At 53.2% G+C, this 19,413-nt stretch carries 14 protein-coding genes; 9 read left to right on the top strand and 5 right to left on the bottom strand.

Features of this window, described 5'->3' with window-relative positions; translation table 11 throughout:
- Positions 1–543 precede the first annotated feature (543 nt).
- Complete coding sequence (locus ACYVAD_RS20585; protein ID WP_461141465.1) at positions 544–2,463, top strand: hypothetical protein; 1,920 nt, start codon at positions 544–546, stop codon at positions 2,461–2,463.
- A 314-nt stretch (positions 2,464–2,777) separates the two neighbouring features.
- On the opposite strand, the gene ACYVAD_RS20580 is transcribed toward ACYVAD_RS20585, so the two are convergent.
- Genes ACYVAD_RS20580 through ACYVAD_RS20570 form a run of 3 tightly spaced genes read right to left on the bottom strand, consistent with a single transcriptional unit; the run spans position 2,778 to position 5,158 of the window.
- Complete coding sequence (locus ACYVAD_RS20580; RefSeq protein ID WP_461141420.1) at positions 2,778–3,056, bottom strand: hypothetical protein; 279 nt, start codon at positions 3,054–3,056, stop codon at positions 2,778–2,780.
- Between the two features lie 30 nt (positions 3,057–3,086).
- Entirely contained in the window at positions 3,087–3,788 is a 702-nt protein-coding gene (locus tag ACYVAD_RS20575; RefSeq protein WP_461141419.1) for a pseudouridine synthase, read from the bottom strand.
- Between the two features lie 56 nt (positions 3,789–3,844).
- Positions 3,845–5,158 carry a PQQ-dependent sugar dehydrogenase gene (locus ACYVAD_RS20570; protein WP_461141418.1) on the bottom strand — a complete coding sequence of 438 codons (1,314 nt, stop codon included), beginning with the start codon at positions 5,156–5,158 and terminating at the stop codon, positions 3,845–3,847.
- Positions 5,159–5,336: 178 nt separating this feature from the next.
- On the opposite strand from ACYVAD_RS20570, the gene ACYVAD_RS20565 reads away from it, so the two are divergent.
- The 8 genes from ACYVAD_RS20565 to ACYVAD_RS20530 all read left to right on the top strand — a co-directional run bounded on the left by ACYVAD_RS20565 (position 5,337) and on the right by ACYVAD_RS20530 (position 14,930).
- Positions 5,337–6,224 carry an alpha/beta hydrolase gene (locus ACYVAD_RS20565; protein WP_461141417.1) on the top strand — a complete coding sequence of 296 codons (888 nt, stop codon included), beginning with the start codon at positions 5,337–5,339 and terminating at the stop codon, positions 6,222–6,224.
- A 78-nt stretch (positions 6,225–6,302) separates the two neighbouring features.
- On the top strand, positions 6,303–7,268 hold the full coding sequence (locus ACYVAD_RS20560; RefSeq protein WP_461141416.1) for a Kelch repeat-containing protein: 966 nt from the start codon (positions 6,303–6,305) through the stop codon (positions 7,266–7,268).
- A gap of 100 nt (positions 7,269–7,368) precedes the next feature.
- On the top strand, positions 7,369–8,736 hold the full coding sequence (locus tag ACYVAD_RS20555; protein WP_461141415.1) for a glycoside hydrolase family 88/105 protein: 1,368 nt from the start codon (positions 7,369–7,371) through the stop codon (positions 8,734–8,736).
- 113 nt (positions 8,737–8,849) lie between these two features.
- The gene (locus ACYVAD_RS20550; RefSeq protein WP_461141414.1) at positions 8,850–9,971 is read left to right on the top strand and encodes a DmpA family aminopeptidase; all 1,122 of its coding nucleotides are present in this window, start codon (positions 8,850–8,852) and stop codon (positions 9,969–9,971) included.
- Between the two features lie 93 nt (positions 9,972–10,064).
- The gene (locus ACYVAD_RS20545) at positions 10,065–11,147 is read left to right on the top strand and encodes a Gfo/Idh/MocA family protein (RefSeq protein ID WP_461141413.1); all 1,083 of its coding nucleotides are present in this window, start codon (positions 10,065–10,067) and stop codon (positions 11,145–11,147) included.
- Positions 11,148–11,269: 122 nt separating this feature from the next.
- Positions 11,270–12,040, top strand: a complete 771-nt coding sequence (locus ACYVAD_RS20540; protein WP_461141412.1) for an NIPSNAP family protein — start codon at positions 11,270–11,272, stop codon at positions 12,038–12,040.
- Between the two features lie 188 nt (positions 12,041–12,228).
- Positions 12,229–14,352 carry an alpha/beta hydrolase family protein gene (locus ACYVAD_RS20535; protein ID WP_461141411.1) on the top strand — a complete coding sequence of 708 codons (2,124 nt, stop codon included), beginning with the start codon at positions 12,229–12,231 and terminating at the stop codon, positions 14,350–14,352.
- 98 nt (positions 14,353–14,450) lie between these two features.
- Positions 14,451–14,930, top strand: a complete 480-nt coding sequence (locus ACYVAD_RS20530; protein ID WP_461141410.1) for an ankyrin repeat domain-containing protein — start codon at positions 14,451–14,453, stop codon at positions 14,928–14,930.
- 90 nt (positions 14,931–15,020) lie between these two features.
- Here the strand turns inward: ACYVAD_RS20530 and ACYVAD_RS20525 are convergent, their stop codons facing one another.
- Together ACYVAD_RS20525 and ACYVAD_RS20520 are read right to left on the bottom strand one after the other, a co-directional pair.
- Entirely contained in the window at positions 15,021–15,455 is a 435-nt protein-coding gene (locus ACYVAD_RS20525) for a hypothetical protein (RefSeq protein ID WP_461141409.1), read from the bottom strand.
- On the bottom strand, positions 15,452–19,411 hold the full coding sequence (locus ACYVAD_RS20520) for a fibronectin type III domain-containing protein (protein ID WP_461141408.1): 3,960 nt from the start codon (positions 19,409–19,411) through the stop codon (positions 15,452–15,454). Before ACYVAD_RS20520 ends, ACYVAD_RS20525 begins: the two co-directional genes overlap by 4 nt.
- Positions 19,412–19,413 lie beyond the last annotated feature (2 nt).

Below are 19,413 nucleotides of genomic sequence, written 5' to 3'. Positions count from 1 at the left end.
ATAATGTCTATTATTGGCCGCTGAAAGGGATTATGGCCAGTTTTAGACTATAAATCGTCGTCAAGGTTACAACGGTATGTCTTCAACTGGAATCTTAAAACAATCAGGAGCCTTGTTTGATTACGTAAACAATGTTTACTGATTACGAACAAAACAAGAAACGGCCGGTTGACTACTATGATTCGCAAAAACCTATGAAGGAATGCGAAAGGGAGTAGCAGAATCGGAACTACTTTCTGAAGTGGCTGCGCTCTTGCCGGTCACCCAATCAGGTCGGAGTCTTGTGAGAAATATGTATGTGTTTTTCAACGTCAAAAAAAAATGACAAGATGGATGGCATACGTACGAACCTAGATTACAGGGAAACCTATCTGAAAAGAAACAAATTAGGGGAAATAAACGTAAAAATCTACTGTTTCGGTGGGTTGACCGTTCCCTAAGTTTCCTGGGCTGTCTTTGGGAGAATAGAAGTTTAGTTAGAAAAATTGCGTCCAAATTAACTCAATGAATATGCGAACATTTATCCAACAACACCGCATGCGGATGCTGGCTGGACTCGTGTTGCTAGGTTTTGCAATGCCTTCTGTTAGCCTTGCTCAAGAGGCTGACACCGTCCGGCAGAGTACAGTTCAACCTGCCTCACGTTCCACTGGGCAACGGGAAAATATCTACCGTTTAGGGAAAGGCGTCTACACCGACACACTACGTCGCGACGAATTCAAGGCTCAGGCAAGTGACGTTGCCGAACTTGATGACTGCGACACGACGTTCCAGACATTTATCCTTGTACGGAGACTGTCACCTTGGCGGGTTGGTCTGTTCGCGGGGCCTAACTTCGCGTATTGCGGAACCTGGGAGAACACTTTCGGTCCAGTTCGGCGTGACAACTCGCTCTATAACGGAGCTGGTTTCAATATCACCGCTAACATCGATTACTATTTTACGCCAGCCACTCGCCGGCTGCGTTTTGGGGTAGGAACTGCCTTTGGTTACCAGAACTATATCACCCGTGGTGCTTATCGGGACTACTTGTATGGACTGGCACAAGCTGCGCCAATCAATGCTAGCCCAGGTCAGGTAACCATCCGGCAGCGTGCTTCCGAAGATATGTTCCTGACGGTCGGACCTGTTCTGGCGTTCACGGTCGCTCGTAGCCGCCGGAATCCAGATGCAACGACCTTTATCGAATTAGGTCTGCGTGGTGGTCTGTTCCGGACCGAAGCTGCTACGATCTCGGCGTCTGTTCCGTCACAATCAGACCGCCTGATCCGCACAGTTAACCCAAGCTCGAAACTGTACCATCCGGGTGGTATCCTGTCGCTGGGCGTATTCTTCCCAGTGGGTAACAACTGGAACATCGGTGTTCAGGCACAAGGGTTCTATACGAGACTGAATTACCTGATCGTCAACGGTGTTCAAGATCAACTGTATGAATTCAGCCGGAAACATGGTGGCTTCAGCGCTGGTGTGGCTGTTCGCAAAGGATTCATCCAGAAGAAACTGATCCCAAAGACACCAACTGTCTGCCCAACTTGCGACTCGATTCCCGAGCTGAACGTACAGTTCAACAACGCATCGTTGAAAGGCGTATCGCTGGCGTATGTTGACGAAACGAACGCTGCTCAATCGGCTCCAGTTAACACGGCCGCTGCTGCTCCTGTAATTAGCTGGCGCAGCACGACTCCGAATCCAAAGAACGAAACGTTCACGGCTCGTCTGTATTACCGTGCTGACTCGGTTGTAGCTGGTGCTACTGGTAGCGATCAAGTTATCGCGCAACTGGAAAACACGACCGATACGTCGCTGACTTTCCCTGCTGAGTATTTCTCGGGTGGTCAGGTTGTTCCAGGTTTCTATTACGTAACGGTGCACAATCAGCAGATGGCGAAATGTGGTAGCTGTATGAGTGAAGTCGCTACGACGAGCTTCGCCAGCATCCGGCCAAAAGCTACGGCTGAGTGTGAATACCGCCACCGGTTAGAGCGTCTGGAAGTGTACTACCGCACGCCGTACACCCGCGAAGTTGCTAACGTATGTTACTGTAACGGTACCATTACCTCAGTTGGCGATACGGTTACACGCCTGCGCTACCGCAGCCTGAACCGTCGTCTGGCAACCAGCGCTATCGAATTCGATACGAACACGGTTATTCTGAACCTGCGTGATCTGCCAGGCGATCTGGCTCAACAGTTACAGGCTGAGAAGTCGAAAATCGAAAGCGGTGCCGCAACGCGCTACAAAGGACGCCGGGTACGCCCACAAGTTCAGTACTTCCGCGCTGTGTTCTCGGTTACGAAACTACCTTGCAACGGTCAGCCTGAGCAACAAGTTGGTAGCTTCAACACAACCATCAGCGATAACAGCTACTCGATCACTGATCTGAAGCCGCTGACGGATGAACAGAAAGCGAAAATGCTGGCTCCGCCTGCACCAGCGAAAAAACGGTCGAACCGTCGTCGCTAAGACTCGGTCATTGATCGAACGATAAAAAGAAAGCCGGGAGCCAACGCTCCCGGCTTTCTTTTTTGATTTATGGCACGGCAGCAAGCGTACCATAGGCTTACCAATACCTAGGTTACTTCTCTAGATTTTGCAAGGTAGGTAAGTGTTTCTTCAACAAAGTGTCATTGGCCATCTGTACTTTTATCTGGTTGAGTTGCTGAGAAGATAGGCTTGATTGTCGACTGATAACGTCAACGCCCTCCGGAGTAAACAGCGTCTTCGAAAACCAGATCACTGCCCATTGTCCTTCCTGATCAAGGAGAGCAACGCGCCAATTACTCCTTACCAGAATTACTCCTTACCAGGCTCAGCAGTCCTTTCCCGCGCCACTCAAAAGCGAGCGGATCGGTTTGATGCTGATAGTCATAGCCAGTCAGGGTTTTCTGTTTCCCCTTTTTCCAGTATTTGACTTCGTCCAGCAACACCGGTACGCTTGCCTTTTTATCTGCAACGGAATACGTAAAAGTTGGGTCGATCTTATCACCTTTGAGCCACATCGGGAAGTTAGTGCTACAGATGAACCAGGTGCCAACCAGTGCGGGGATTATATCCATAAAGAGCTAGTACGTTTCGGCTATAATTGATTAGTCAGCACTGAATAGTTGGGTCATCATTCGACTAAACTCCGCCTGTCTGGGAGCCCGGATCGTGATGCTTTCGTTCGTAAGCGGATGAGAAAAGTGAATCTGATCGGCATGGAGCAGCATTGTGTTCATGCCAAACTGTTCCAGAAAAAGCCGGTTTTGTTTGTTGCAGCCGTGCGGGCGGTCGCCGATGATCGGGTGCAAGATATGCGCCATGTGTTTGCGTAACTGGTGCATTCGCCCTGTCTCCGGGGTGAGTTTGACCAGCGAATACCGGGACGTCGCGTGCTTACCAAACGGAATCGGGATTTCAGTTCGCTTCAACGTTTCCAGCCGAGTCACGGCATCCTGCACGGTCCCATCATCGCGCCGAAGCGGGTAGTCGATTTCCTGCTGATCGGCGGTGTATCCCCGCACGATAGCCAGGTAAGTTTTGCTGACACTGCCAGCCGCGAATTGCTGCTGCATCAACGAGTTCATTGCCTCGTCCAGCGCAAATAGGAGTACACCACCCGTTTTTCGATCCAGCCGATGAACGGGAAAAACACGCTGGCCTAGCTGGTCGCGTAGTAGCTGAACCGCAAATTCGCTCGCATCACTGGCAATGGGCGAGCGATGAACGAGCAGACCGTGGGGTTTGTTGATGGCAACTAAATCCGCCGACTGGAAAAGAATAGGTAAGTCTGTGGACTCAGGAGACATAAAAAAGTGGTGTTGTTACGTGCGGAAAATCCATTTCACGTAACAACACCACTTCCTTACTTTTTAGTTGAGGACGTCGCGGTTTTTGTCGGGCGGGTAGCGCCGTTATAACTGATGCGGAACAGCGTACCACCCAGGTCGTCGGTAACGTACAAGGAGCCATCGGGGCCTTGCGCCAGACCGCAGGGCCGGTGCTGTACAGGGCCGGTTGGTTTCGCCAGATCGGTTCCTGCGAAGTTGTCGGCGAATATTTCCCAGTTGCCTGACGGCTTTCCATTTTTGAAGGGAACAAACGCCACAAAATACCCTTTCTTCAATTCTGCCGATTGACTGTGAAAAGCAATAAAGGCTCCGTTTCGGTATTTTTCGGGGAAGGCGGTGCCCGTATAGAATAACAGGCCGTTAGGACCTAGGTGAGCAGGAAAAGCGGCTGTTGGCTTGATATAGGAAGGGTCACCAGCCTTCTTACCATCGCCACCGTATTCGGGGGCTAGAAATTGTTTCTTCTGAATATGGTCGTAATAGGTATAAGGCCAGCCTGCGTTATCGCCCTGACGCACTTCGTACATCGTTTCGGCGGGTAACGTAGCGCTCTGCTCGGGCGTGTAGTACTGAGGGTAGAAATCATGAAACTGCCCCCGACCGTGCTGCATGACAAAGAGCGAGTTTGTTTTACCATTCCAGTCCAGGCCAACTACGTTCTTTAAGCCGGTTGCGTAGCGCGTTCCGTCGCTGAACTGCTGGTCACTGACATTCGCTTTGAACTTCCAGATACCCGCAGCCGAATCCAGGAGGGGGCAGGGCATCATGCCTTTGCCCGTACCTGGCTCCCGACAGGCGTCATTATCCGATGCGATGTTGACGTAGATATTATTCTGGTTGTCGACAGCAATGGATTTGGATTGGTCCCGCACCTTAACGCGGAGTCCGGAGACTAGCTTCTCGGGTTGAGTGGGGTTGATGACTTCGTCCTTGTCATTGAGCTTATAGCGATAGATACTGCTGTTAGAGGAGGTGTAGAGGTACCCGTTTTTCAGGAATATACCAGTCCCTGGGTAATCACCGAAACTGGTACGTTCGTCGGGAGTACCATCCTGATTGATGTCCCGCAAACGAACGATTCCGGCTCCATCTTTCAGTTTAGCCAGTTTTACGTAGATATCGCCCGTTTTGGTAATCGCAATGTGACGGGCGGCTCCCAGATCGTCGGCAACAACGGTCGCTGAAAATCCAGCCGGCACTTTGATGGCTACCGGATCGGCAGCCTTGCGGGCGGGTAGAGGTGCGTCGTTACCAGCGGAAACACTCGCTGCGTTAAGACCGGTCAGCGCCGTTACCAGACACGTTAGTTTTAAATAGAAGGATGCCATGCGTAATGAGAAACGATCTAAAAGTTATCAATAGAGTAAGCAGACTACTGTTAAAAAATACTGGTAAGTGAGGAAAACAGAAGCACACGTAGAAGAGGACAAACAAACCAGAAACACTATGCATCCGTACATGTTAGCGTACTAAGCCCTTGAAGAATGGGCCGTTTAATTTCACCCTATGTCATTTATTCGCCTGGCCTGGCAGCTTCCTGCTATGGCTTCTCTCCTGGTTTTGTTGATCAGCCTGGGCAACGAATACGCGATTGCCCGTCCCAGTAAACGAATTAAAGATATTGCTTACGTAGAGCCTGGGGCCGCTGGCTTCGATGCCGAGCGTCATCGGCTCGATGTATACCAGCCCCGCAAAACGTCGACTACGTTACGTCCTGTTGTGGTGTTTATTCACGGTGGTAGCTGGAATAGTGGCAATAAAAATATATACACGTTTATTGGTCGGCGATTGGCCAAGCAGGGTTGCGTTGCGGTGGTCATTAATTACCGACTAGCGCCAACCGTGCGCGTGCCAGCTATGGCCGACGATTGTGCCACTGCTGTCAGGTGGACGAAACAACACATTGCTGACTACGGCGGTGACCCGGAGCGAATTTTTGTGATGGGCCATTCGGCCGGTGCAGGACTAGCCGCGCTGCTGGCGATGGATAACGCACTGTTTACCAAGCTGGGTTTGTCAGAAAACCCGGTTAAGGGAGCCATACTCGACGATCCCGCGGGGCTGGATATGTACGACTATCTGAAAAAGATGGAGTACCCCAACGATGAACAGTATCTGGTACCTTACGGAAAAGACCCGGCGGTCTGGCGGGCTGTGTCTCCTTTGTACTACGTGCACAAGGGCGCTCCGCCCATGCTATTGTACGTTGGAGAGCGGACATACCCGAGCATAAAAAGTAGCAGCGAGAAGTTTCGGCAACGGTTGACGGAGAACGGTATTCGCCATACGTTCACAATTATCCCCCGCAAGAAACACATAGGCATGGTACTCCAACTGTTCTGGAAAAACAACCAGATATATCAGGACATCCTTGCGTTCGTAAAATCGATCTAGCTCTTTTTGTGTGCCTACTGGTGTAATTGAGTAAAACGGGGGTGATGAAACCTCTTTACTGCAATACTCCTTGTTACTATGAAAAAGCTTGTCTTTACCTGTGCTCATTTATTAACGATGACCGTCCTGGCGCAGGCGCAGGAGTGGCAGCCAGTTGAAACCAAGAATACCTGTGAGGTACGTCACGAAAATGCGGCAACCCTGATCGGCGATAGTTTATACGCTATCGGTGGGCGGGGAATAAAGCCGCTCGAAGCACTTAGTCTGAAAACGCTGGTCTGGCAGCGACTACCGACGCCCCCCGTTGAAATGAACCACTTTCAGGCGGTCAGCTACAACGATGAAATCTACGTGATGGGTGCGTTCAAAGGAAGTTTTCCGCACGAAACCCCGCTTCCCAATATTTATATCTACTCACCGAAAACAGGTGCGTGGCGACAGGGGCCGGTGATTCCGGCTGAACGCCTTCGGGGATCGGCCGGAACGGTTGTGTATAATGATAAGATTTATCTGGTCTGTGGTATCATTGATGGCCATTACGATGGACACGTAGCCTGGCTGGATGAGTACGATCCCAAAACAAATACTTGGAAACGGCTGGCCGACGCCCCCCGGCCCCGTGATCACTTTCAGGCAACGGTAGCCGATGGAAAGCTATACGTAGCGGGTGGGCGGCAATCGACGGCACGAATTGGCAAGGTACTGGAAACAACCCTGCCCGAAGTCGACGTGTATGATTTCAAACGTAATAGCTGGACAACACTGCCAGCGGAATCGAACCTGCCGACGCAGCGGGCGGGGAGTACGGCCGTAACACAGGGCGGTAACGTCTGGGTAATTGGTGGTGAAACGCAGCAGTTACAGGCTCATAACGAAGCCGAAGTGCTCGATCCAAAAACGAACCGCTGGGCAGCTGGTCCCCGGTTGAAGCAGGGGCGGCACGGGACGCAGGCGGTTGTTTACAAAGGCAAGATTTATATCGTTGCTGGGTCGGCAAACCACGGTGGCGGCCCTGAATTGAATACCGTCGAAATACTAAAGTAGCAGATAAAGCAGGACTCGTCAGAGTATTAGCCTACCAGGTTCGACTTTTAGGTACATTCTTCCGCTTGTCGGCTTTAACCTACCTAAACCTTGCTAACTCATGCGTAAACGCGCTACGCTACCTGCCGTCCTGTTGTGGGCTGCTACGGCTGTCATTCCCGCTCTGGGACAGACGGCTCCAGCCAAAGTTAATGATTCGACCACCCCGCTTCACCTGCTTCAGCCGGACTACCCGGTGCCGTATGGGCAGCCTAAAGTGGCCGACGTAACGGCGGTGCTGAACCGTGTTTACACGTATCTGGACGCGGTAACGCCGGCGCAGGTGATCGACAAAGAAACTGGTAAGGAAATAACTGACTTCACGCGGTTTCAGCCCAACGCGGTGATCAAACCCGGCGACTTCCGGTTGACGAGCTATGAATGGGGCGTTACGTACGCGGGGATGCTACTGGCCAGCGAGGCCACCGGCGATCCGCGTTACGCGGAGTATACCAACAAACGGCTGGCTTTTCTGGCGGGATTACGCCCTTACTTTCAGGATCAGGTAAGCAAAGACCCACGGGCCAATACGTCCCTGCGGCCTATGCTGGCTCCGCACGCACTCGATGATGCTGGGGCAATGTGCGCGGCTATGATTCGGGCGTCGCTCATCAAAAAGCTGTCGGTCGATCTGCGGCCGCAGATCGATACGTACATCAAGTACATCATGACGCAGGAACACCGGCTGGCGGATGGGACACTGGCCCGGAACCGGCCACAAGCCAATACGCTCTGGCTCGACGACCTGTTTATGAGTGTGCCCGCGCTGGCGCAAATGGGAAAGCTTACCGGCGACAAAAAGTATTTCGATGAGGCAACGAAGCAGGTGCTTCAGTTCTCGAAACGGATGTTCGACAAAGAAAAAGGGCTCTACATGCACGGCTGGGTTGAGAGCATGGCTACGCACCCCGAATTCCACTGGGCGCGGGCGAACGGCTGGGCCGTCATGACGATGGTCGAACTGCTGGACGTATTACCCGAAAGTCACTCGGATCGTCCGGCGGTGCTGGCTCAGCTGAACGCGCATATTCGGGGGTTAGCAGCGTACCAGTCGGGTTCTGGCTTCTGGCACCAGCTCATCGACCGAAACGACTCCTATCTCGAAACATCAGCGACGGCTATTTACGTCTACGCCATTGCCCGAGCCATCAATCGCGGCTGGATTGATCAACTGGCGTATGCGCCGATGGCGCTGCTGGGCTGGAATGCCATATCAACCAAAGTGAACCAGAAAGGACAGGTGGAAGGCGTTTGTGTGGGAACGGGTATGGGCTTCGATCCGGCGTTTTATTACTACCGCCCCATCAATGTGTATGCCGCGCACGGCTACGGTCCGGTACTGCTAGCCGGGGCCGAAGTGATCAATTTGCTGAACAAGAAAGCGTTTGAAATCAACGACAGTTCGCTGCAATTGACGCAAAAGCGGTAATCATCTCTACGGAATGAAGTGCTAAACAACGCAGTGAATTCTATATTTACGCTGAAAGGATAATAGCGTGATCTGATATTATCCACCGTAAACTGCTCTAATGCATGCGCTTCATGGCTCAAGTTTTTGTTCCAGCACTACTCGTTTGTCTTAGTATCTCGACCGCGATGCAGGCGCAGCCTACCAAACGTCCCCGCGAGTACGGGATCAACTTCGGGGTGCTGCCAACCGGAGCGCATAACGCGATTACGGATGTGCCGGGCGTTCGGGTAGGGCAGGTGACGCTGAAAGAGGGTAACAATGTCAGAACGGGCGTAACGGCCATCCTGCCGCACACCGGAAACCTGTTCCAGCAGAAGCTCCCCGCGGCCATCTACATTGGCAATGGGTTTGGTAAGCTCATGGGCTACAGTCAGGTGGAGGAACTAGGGACGCTCGAAAGTCCTATCGTGCTTACCAATACGTTGAGCGTGGCGACGGCGGCCGACGCTGTTGTAGACTACACCCTGACCCAGTCCGGTAACGAGCAGGTGCGTTCCGTCAATCCGGTAATTGGTGAAACCAACGACGGATTTCTGAACGATATTCGGGGACGACACGTAAAAAAGCAGCACGTACTGGAGGCTATTACCAAAGCTAAGGCTGGCTCTATGGTCGAAGGCAACGTAGGCGCCGGGACCGGAACCGTTTGTTTCGGCTACAAAGGCGGCATCGGTACGGCCTCTCGGAAACTCCCCGCGTCGCTGGCTGGCTATACGGTTGGGGTGCTGGTCCAAACTAATTTTGGTGGGGTGTTACAAATTGCTGGCGTGCCCATTGGCGTAGCGCTGGGGAAGTACTCGTTCAAAGAAAAGCTGGACGGCTCCTGCATGATGGTTGTTATGACCGATGCACCACTGGACGCCCGTAATCTCAAGCGACTCGCTAAACGGGCGTTCATGGGCCTCGCGCAAACGGGCGGGATTGCCTCCAACGGGAGTGGCGATTATGTTATTGCCGTATCGACGGCGTACAAAATTCCGCATGAGTCGGCGAGTGCATTCGATGACGTAAAACTCCTGCGGAACGATAACGTATCGGCGTTGTTTATGGCAGCAATAGAGGCTACGAACGAAGCCATCATCAACTCGGTGTTCGCGGCACAGACACTGACCGGTGACCAGGGGCATACTGTGGAGCAATTGCCTGTTGATCGAGTCGTTGAGCTAATTCGTAAGGCGGGACAGGCGCGATAAGGTTGCTGCCAACGAATTTGCTGTCGTACCTTTACGTAGTTGCCGATTACCACTATTAATCCGACTGGCCCGGCCGGTCACTATCAACTCATTATGTCAGTACCAACTACACCGCTTCGGGTCCTTGTTGTCGGATGCGGAAATATGGGTTCGTCACACGCCCAGGCTTATCAACTGCTGGACGGATTCGAGATCTGCGGAATCGTATCGACAGGGAAAAGTAAAGAAGTGCTCAACGAGCGTCTGGGGGGCGGTTATGCGCTTTTCGCCGACTACACGACGGCTCTGGCGGAAACCAAACCCGATGCGGTTTGCATCTCGACGTACCCTGATACCCACGAATCCTTTGCCATTCAAGCGTTTGAGCAGGGGTGCCACGTGTTTATCGAAAAGCCGGTTGCCGATACGGTCGAAGGAGCTAAGCGGGTTATCGCAGCGGCTAATAAAGCTGGAAAGAAACTGGTTGTCGGATACATCCTGCGGCACCATCCATCCTGGGAGAAGTTCGTGGAAGTGGCGCAGACGATGGGTAAGCCGCTGGTGATGCGCATGAATCTGAACCAGCAGAGCAACGGCACGATGTGGACCGTTCACCGGAATCTGATGAAAAGTCTGAGCCCCATCGTGGATTGCGGGGTGCATTACATCGACGTGATGTGCCAAATGACCCGCTCCAAACCCGTACAGGTGAACGCCATCGGTGCCCGGATGACCGATGAGATTCCGGCTGATAACTATAATTACGGCCAGCTGCAAATTCGGTTCGAGGATGGCTCTGTGGGCTGGTACGAAGCGGGCTGGGGGCCGATGATGAGCGAAACAGCCTTCTTTGTCAAGGACGTAATCGGGCCTAAAGGCTGCGTATCGATCGTCGCGAAGAACGCGGGGGGGAGTGGTAAGTCGGACAACGTCGATTCGCACACTAAAACCGAATCGTTGCGGGTGCATTACGCCGACCTGGACGCCAATGACCACTTTACGAAAGAAGATACCTGGATCGACATGCAGGATGAACCCGATCACCAGGAGCTTTGTAACCGGGAGCAGCGGTATTTCCTGAAAGCCATTACAGAAAATATTGACCTGACCGATCACATGCAGGACGCCGTTAACAGCTTACAGATCGCCTTTGCCTGCGACGAGTCGGTGCGGACGGGACAGCCAGTTATGTTGTAAGAAGATCAGAATAAATCATATTGAGCCGAGCGGATAAATTCGTTCGGCTTTTTTTGTTTTCGGCATAAGGAGTTTTCTGTCTTATAGCCCTTCTATGAAAGAGTATACATCTTTATGCAACTATGATTATCCGAAAACTCATTGGCGCGCTGGCCTGCGGTCTGTTCGCCGTCCTCATCACCGCTTTCACCGTTGCGCCCAAACGCGAATATTACCAGCTTAAGACGTACCACCTGAAGGACAAAAACCAGCGGGATCGGCTGGAAACGTACTTAAAAGAGGCTTATCTGCCTGCCTTGCATCGGGCGGGTGTTGGTAAAGTAGGCGTGTTCATGCCTACCGACGCTGATTCGGTGCTGTTCGTGCTGATTCCCTTCAAATCTCTGGATCAATTCTCCGGGATGGCCGAAACGCTGACCAAAGACAAACAGTATGTAACGGTCGCGCAGGAGTACACGAATACGGCATTTGACAAACCCGTGTTTAGCCGTTTTGAGTCAACGCTAATGCAGGCGTTTACCACAATGCCGGCCGTACGTCTTCCCAAACTCCAGGCTGGTCCGTCGGAGCGGATCTATGAACTGCGCGATTACGAAGCGGCTACGGAGAAACTGGGTGAAAATAAAATTCACCAGTTTAACAACGGCGAGTTAGGTATCTTCGAGCGGCTGGGCTTCAATACCGTTTTCTGTGGTCAGGTGATTGCTGGGAAGAAAATGCCGGATATGATGTATATGACGGCTTTCGAGAGTAAAGCGGAACGGGACGCCCACTGGAAAGCATTCGGTAGTGATCCGGGCTGGAAGGAATTGAATGCGAAGCCTGAATACGCGCATAACTTCATGCGGGCGGATATTTATCTGCTGCATCCAACGGCGTATTCCGAAATCTGATTCGTTTAAATAAAGCGCAAAACTGGCCTATCAATCATCGCAGGTGTATGATGATTGATAGGCCAGTTTTGCATTAGTTGATTTGATTTGCAAAATATTATTCTGATTATTATTTAAATGTAGATTGAAAAGGCTTACTTGGTGGTGTGATTAACTTGTGTCATTCTGCATCTCCTCTTCGGACTTACATGAAAACAATTACGTTACTCGCCCTGCTCGGGGCCTTTTCACTAATCTTGCCGACGCTGGCATCGGCACAATCGTTCTCGCTGGAGGCCGTAAAGAGTTCTCCGTTTCCGTCGGATATGACCAGTTCGAAGCAAGGTTCCCGCATTGCCTGGGTATTCAATGAGCAGGGGAAACGAAACGTGTATGTTGCCGAAGGACCGGAGTTTACACCCCGCCGGTTAACCAGCTACGTGCAGGACGATGGGCAGGAAATCAGCAGCCTGGCCATTTCCGATGATGGGCAATGGGTGGTATACGTGCGCGGTGGCGATCACGGCTCCAACTGGGATGATAACGTCCCTGTCAACGTAAACTCGTCGCCCACGCCCCCTGTCGTCCAAGTATGGAGTGTGCCGTTTTCTGGTGGAGAGCCTAAAGCACTGGCCGAAGCCGATGAGCCGGTTATCTCGCCGAAAAGCGACAATGTATCGTTCGTAAAAGGTGGGCAAATCTGGACGGCGCCCATCAGTGGTAGCGCACCGGGCAAGGCACTGTTTCAGGCGCGAGGAGCGAACGGGTCTGTAGCCTGGTCGCCGGATGGTTCGCAATTAGCCTTTGTCTGCGACCGGGGCGACCATTCGTTTATTGGCGTATTTACCGATACCGAAACACCCATTCGCTGGCTGGCCCCCTCGTTTGCAAAAGATCGCTCACCACAGTGGTCGCCGGATGGGAAACAACTGGTCTTTGTGCGAACCGCGGGCAGCGGTGGTGAACCTGATTCACTACTGAAACGAGTTCCTACAGCCTGGGCTATCTGGACGGTCGACGTAACGTCGGGCGTGGCCAAAGAATGCTGGAAAGCACCGAAAACGCTACGTGGTTCCATCCCGGCTACGCACGGTGGGTTCAACCTGCACTGGGCGAGTAAAGACCGAATCACGTTTCTGTCCAGTCACGATAACTGGCCGCACCTCTATTCGATTCCTGTAACCGGGGGCTCTCCACTGCTGCTAACGCCCGGCTCATTTATGGTAGAGCATGTTTCGTTAAGTCATGATGGTAACTGGTTGCTGTTCAGTGCCAACACCGGGCCGGATAAAAACGATATTGATCGTCGGCACGTCGGGCGCGTACCGGTCGACAAGGCGGCTATGGAGATATTGACACCGGGCACAGGTCTGGAATGGACACCAGCTATCACCGGCGACGGGGCTACGCTGGTCCTGATCAGCGCAACGGGGCAACGGCCACCGCTACCGACCGTAATGCCGTTTGGCAAAGGAACGCCGAAGGTGCTGGCCCAGAACTTGATCCCATCGCAGTTCCCGCAAGACCGGCTGGTAATGCCAAAACCCGTTACGTTCAAATCGCCGGATGGGCTGACCATCCACGCGCAACTGTTCGAGCCGGCGGGTAGTTCTGGAAAGAAACCAGCCATTATTTACGTCCATGGCGGTCCGTCGCGGCAGATGCTGCTGGGTTGGAATTACTCCGATTATTACTCCAATGCCTATGCCATCAATCAGCATCTGGTGAGTATGGGTTTTGCTGTTCTGTCGGTCAATTACCGGCTGGGTATTGGCTACGGCTATGATTTTCACATGGCACCGGCCGGAGGGGAGGATGGTGCATCCGAATACCAGGACGTAAAGGCTGCAGCGGTCTGGCTATCCCAGCAACCCCAGATCCAGGCGGATCAAATCGGTGTCTACGGCGGTTCTTACGGTGGCTATCTCACGGCTATGGCGCTGGCGCGGGACTCAAAACTGTTTGCGGCTGGGGTTGATATTCATGGTGTTCACGACTGGACTGCCCGCCGGGCCAGCGATAAAGCCCCCGGTCGGTTCGAAAAGGCGCCCGATCTGGAATTGGCTGGTAAAATAGGTTGGGAATCGTCGCCGGTTTCATCGGTGAAAGGCTGGACCTCCCCCGTGCTGATCATCCACGGAGACGACGATCGTAATGTACAGTTCAACCAGAGCACTGACCTGGTGCTAAGACTCGAAAAGCGGAATGTGCCGATGGAAACGCTGGTTATCGTGAACGACACACACCATTGGATGAAGCACGTCAACGCGCTGACCGTTGGCAAAGCAACCGCTGATTTTTTCAAACGTAGGCTGCTGAAGCCGCGCCAATAAATCAATTGGCTAGAGAGATTCAATAATTCCGAAGAAAAAAAGCCTCTTTTTGTTGTTACGTTACCAGATTCATTAGAAACCACTCAATTCTGATTCCGATGTCTTTTTATTCTGATAAGCCCCAAGACACGCTGTTTGACGCAGCCCGCCGGGGTGATGCGGCTGCCCTCCGGGATTTTATTGCGGCCGGGGCGTCGGTCGATGCGCAGGACGGACGGGGTTTTACGCCCCTGGTTCTGACGGCTTATAGCGGTCATCTGGACGCTACACGGGTGCTCCTGGAAGGACATGCCGATGTCGACGCGCAGGACGTGAGCGGCAATACGGCCCTCATGGGAGTGTCGTTCAAAGGCTATCCCGAGATTGTCCAGTTGCTGATCGAGCATGGCGCCGATCTGGACGTGCAGAATGGTAATGGCAGCACGGCTTTGATGTTTGCGGTTATGTTTAACCGGAATGACATGGTGAAATTACTGCTAGAGGCCGGTGTAGATAAGTTTGTTAAAGATAATCGCGGCATGACTGCCTTCGATCTGGCGGTGCAGCAGGGCAACGACGAAGCACTGACGATGCTTTAATTTTATTGGGTTTTTAGAAGAAAGAGATAAGATTTGAGAATAGAGATCGTAACGGCCGTTACGATCTCTATTCATGTTTATCACCGTCATCTATTCCGGAATCAGCCCGTACTGATTAAGGGTGTTGCCAGTTTTTCGACTCTGGTCCAGCCGTTGCAGGTTAAGACTGGAACCGTCGGGGGTGTTGAGAATCGTGAACTCGATAAGGCCGCTTGTTTTGGTCGGTTTTGGCACCAGATTGTCTAGAATTAGCCGTTTGTTATCGGTCGATACGCGCCAGGTGCCCGTTAGCAGGCGACCGTCAATGTCCTTCAACGTGGCTTTGTCGATCTGACTTAAATCCAGCCGATAACCTGCATAGCCAGGTTTAATGTTATTGCTGGCGCCCAGCGTAAACACCAGCACGTCGCCCTCCTTAACCGTATTGGCTTTCCAGACCTTGCTGATCTGGCTGGTAATCGGCGTAATCGGTTTAGGCTGACAGCCGATTAAAATCAACGCCAGCAGAATACATATCTTTTTCATGGCAGTAGAAAACGTTTGGCGAAGGCACGGCCGTCGGCTTCGATTCGAAGAATGTACACACCCGCTGGCCGGGCGTTCAAGTCATACTGCCAGCTGTCTTCGGATTTGACCCGGCGCCGGTCGGACAGCATTTCCTGACCAGATGCACTTAGTAGCCGAACAGATGCGTCGGCCATTCGTTGCCAGTTTGTATTGATGGTCAGGTTCCGGTTATGGACGATTAGGGTTGTCTGCGCGATAAATTCAGTTTCAACGGCGATAATTACCTCGTCCACTCGTGCCGACGCTACGTTCGAGTAGCCTGAATTTCCCGCGGCATTGGTCGCCCGAATTCGGTAGTAGTAAGTCGTGTATTCCTGTAGACCTGCGTCGATATAACTCGTTTGTGACGCGGGACGCTGGCCGATTTCCACAAAGCCGGATGTTGGATTTGTGGACCGCTCAATGAGAACCAGGTTGGTTGATGCACTCGGCAATGACCAGTTCAATTGTATCTGGTCGTAGTCGAAGATCTGCGCCGTCAGGTTGACGGGGGCAGCCGGAGGAGCCAGGGGCGTTGTTACGCATACAACATCAGTGTAAGCCGATAAGCCAGCCGCGTTTTTCGCTCGTATCCGGTAACAGTACGCTGTGTTGTCAGCCAGATTTTGGTCCGTGTATGTGGTGGCGTTGGCTGGTACGTCGGCAAGTTTAGTAAACGTACCGGTAGCGCTGCTGCCCCGTTCGAGTTCGAAACTACTTTCGTTTGTTGACAAGTCGGCCCACGCCAGCGTAACCTGAGTCGGGGAGGTAGCGGTAGCCGTGAGTCGGGCGGGCGCTACTGGTGGTACATCGGGCGTGCTGGCTTCTGCTACGTTGGAGTAGGCTGACTGCCCAACTGCGTTGATGGCTCGAACACGGTAGGCATACCGAACGTTGGGCGTGAGGCCCGTATTCTGATACGTAGTCGCGTTAGCAGGTAGATTCGCGACCTGTGTCCAGCCTACACCATCCGTCGAACGTTCCAACTCAAAGCCCGTCTCGTTATCCGACCCATCTGTCCAGCTCAGGTTAACCTGAGTGTTCGACGTAGCCGTTGCCGTCAGTCGGGTTGGTGCGGCTGGGGGCGCGTCGGGTGTAGTAGCATCAGCCACGTTCGAATAGCCTGAATTGCCAGCCGCGTTGATCGCCCGAATGCGGTAATAGTAACGCGTTCGCGGATTCAAGTTTTGATCAGTATACGTTGTTACGTTAGCCGTTACGTCCGCAATTTTGTTCCAGCCATCGGTGCCATTGAGACTGCGTTCCAGTTGAAAACCGCTTTCGTTTGCCGACAGGTCCGCCCAGCTCAGATTGATCTGACTGAATGATATTGCCGCTGCTGTCAGCCGGGCTGGAGCAGTCGGCGGAGCGTCAGGTGTTACTGCGCTGGCAACGGTTGAATACGGACCATTACCGCTGGCGTTGACTGCCCGTATACGGTAATAATAACGGGTGTTCTGGCTTAAGCCCTGGTCGGCATACGTTGTCGCGTCACCGGCTACACTGGCCAGTTGATTCCAGCCATCGGTACCAGTTAGACTGCGCTCGATTAAGACATTTGTCGCCGTCGCAATTACGTTCCAGCTGAGGTTAATCTGCGTTGTTGAGGTGGCAACAGCGCTGAGACTCTGCGGGGCTGCTGGTGGCCCGACGGGCGTAGTGGCGTCCGCTACGTTGGAATAATCGGAGTTGCCCGCTGCGTTAACCGCCCGTATGCGGTAATAATACCGGGTTTGTGGACTCAGGTTCTGATCATTGTAACTGGTTGTATTTGCTGCAACGTCCGCGATCTTCGTCCAGCTATCGGTCCCATTAGGGCTACGTTCGACCTGAAACCCACTTTCATTGCCTGCTAGGTCCGCCCAACTGAGGTTTATCTGACTGAAGGATGTTGCGTTAGCCGTAAGCCGGGCCGGAGCTGCTGGGGGCGCGTCGGGTGTAATCGCGTTCGCTACACTGGAATACGGCCCAGTTCCTGTGCCGTTCGTGGCCCGGATTCTATAATAATAGCGTGTATTTGGGCTCAAGCCCTGATCGGCGTAGGTTGTCGCGCTACCAGTCACGCTACTTATCTGATTCCAGCTATCCGTTCCGTTGGGGCTGCGTTCGATCAGGATATTCGTTGCAGTGGCGACCCCTGTCCAGGTTAGGTTGATCTGAGTCGTCGACGTGGCAACAGCACTGAGGCCTTGTGGGGCCGCTGGTGGACCGACGGGCGTAGTGGCGTCCGCTACGTTGGAATAGTCCGAATTACCAGCTGCGTTGGCTGACCGAATACGGTAGTAATAACGCGTATTCGGACTCAGGTTCGGGTCGCTATAACTCGTGGCGTTAGCTGCAATATCCGCCACTTTCGAGAAGGATGTTCCGTCGGTTGAGCGTTCCAGTTGAAATCCGGTTTCATTCGCTGACAGATCTGCCCAGTTCAGATTGATCTGGCTAAAGGAGGTCGCGCTGGCCGTGAGTCGGGCCGGTGCGGCTGGTGGTGCGTCGGGCGTCAGCGCGTTCGTTACGTTGGAGTATGGCCCGGCAGTGCCGCTAACGACCGCCCGAATGCGGTAATAGTAGCGCGTATTCGGGGTTAGGTTCGGATCGGTGTAACTGCTTGAGCTCCCTGCCGGATCAGCGATCTTCGTCCAGGTGTCGTTACCGTTCGGGCTACGTTCCAGTTGGTAGCTGGCGGCCCCTGCGACCCCCGTCCAGGTTAGGTTGATCTGCGTTGTCGACGTGGCATTTGCGACCAGATTCTGCGGAGCACCCACGGGTGGGGCTGTTGTTGTCGCGCATTGTACGTCCGTATAGCCACTGGTTCCTGCTGCGTTCACCGCCCGGACACGATAGCAGTATTGAGTGCTAGCCGTTAAGTTCTGATCGCTGAAGGTGGTTGCATTAGCCCCCACGTCGGCAACTTTAGAGAACGTTCCGGTCGTAGTGTTACCCCGTTCGATCTGGAAACCCGTTTCATTATCCGACAGGTCAGCCCATTGCAGGTTGATCTGACTACTTGATACCGCCGTAGCCGTCAACCGGGCGGGGGCGTTGGGAACACTGGCGCTTGTCGTGGCACAAGCAATGCTTGAATAATTATGACCATCCTCGGCAATCCGGTAGCAATATTCTGTTCCGCCACTCAGGCCATTATCGGTATATTCGCCCCCATCCGACGTGGCGGCCCCCACCCGTGACCAGCTACCGGTCTGTCCTATACGTCGCTCGATCGACAAGCTGATTTCTTTGCCGTACCGGTCCCAGGTTAGTTTGATGGAGCTGTTGCTGATCGCTGTTGCCTTCAAATTGTTGACGCTCGTCGGAGCGAGGGGGGGCGTTGCGCAGACCGCCGTTGTGTAGTTGGAGGAACCACCCGTGTTACGTGCCCGAATTCGGTAGCAGTACTGCGTACCGCCTACCGCGCCATTGTCCGTAAAGGTGGGAGCTCGGCTGTAGGCTACCGTCTGGAGCAGATTGAACGGACCTCCGGCTACCGTGCCCCGTTCAATCTGGTAGTCCGTTGGCGTGCCGCCCGAGCCATTGTTCCAGGTTAGTTTGATGCTGTTGCTGCTTTCGGCCGTAGCCACCAGATCGGTCGGTGACGTGGGCGGTTGAGGTGGGGTGGAAATGGTAAACTCGTTTGAGTACGTCGTTGGCGCACCCGTCGCCAGAATGGCCCGGACGCGATACGTACCCCCGCCAACCGTGTTGTCGGTATATGTCGTAATGTTTCCTGCAACTTCACCAATTTTCGTGAACGTAGTGAAGTTGTTTCGCTCGATCTCAAATTTGGTTTCCCCCGTCGAGTTATCTTTCCAGGTCAGCACCACCTGGTTATAAGCCGGGGCCGTCCCGGTTAGACTGGTTGGCGCGTTGGACTGGGCCAGCAGGCGGGATGCTGTTGCCAATAACAGGCCCAGCAACCAGTAGCGTGTGGATGATTTCATGG

It is taken from the genome of Spirosoma pomorum, from assembly GCF_054776615.1.
Note: the sequence above shows the minus strand (reverse complement) of the source record. Positions and strands in the feature narration are given on the sequence as shown.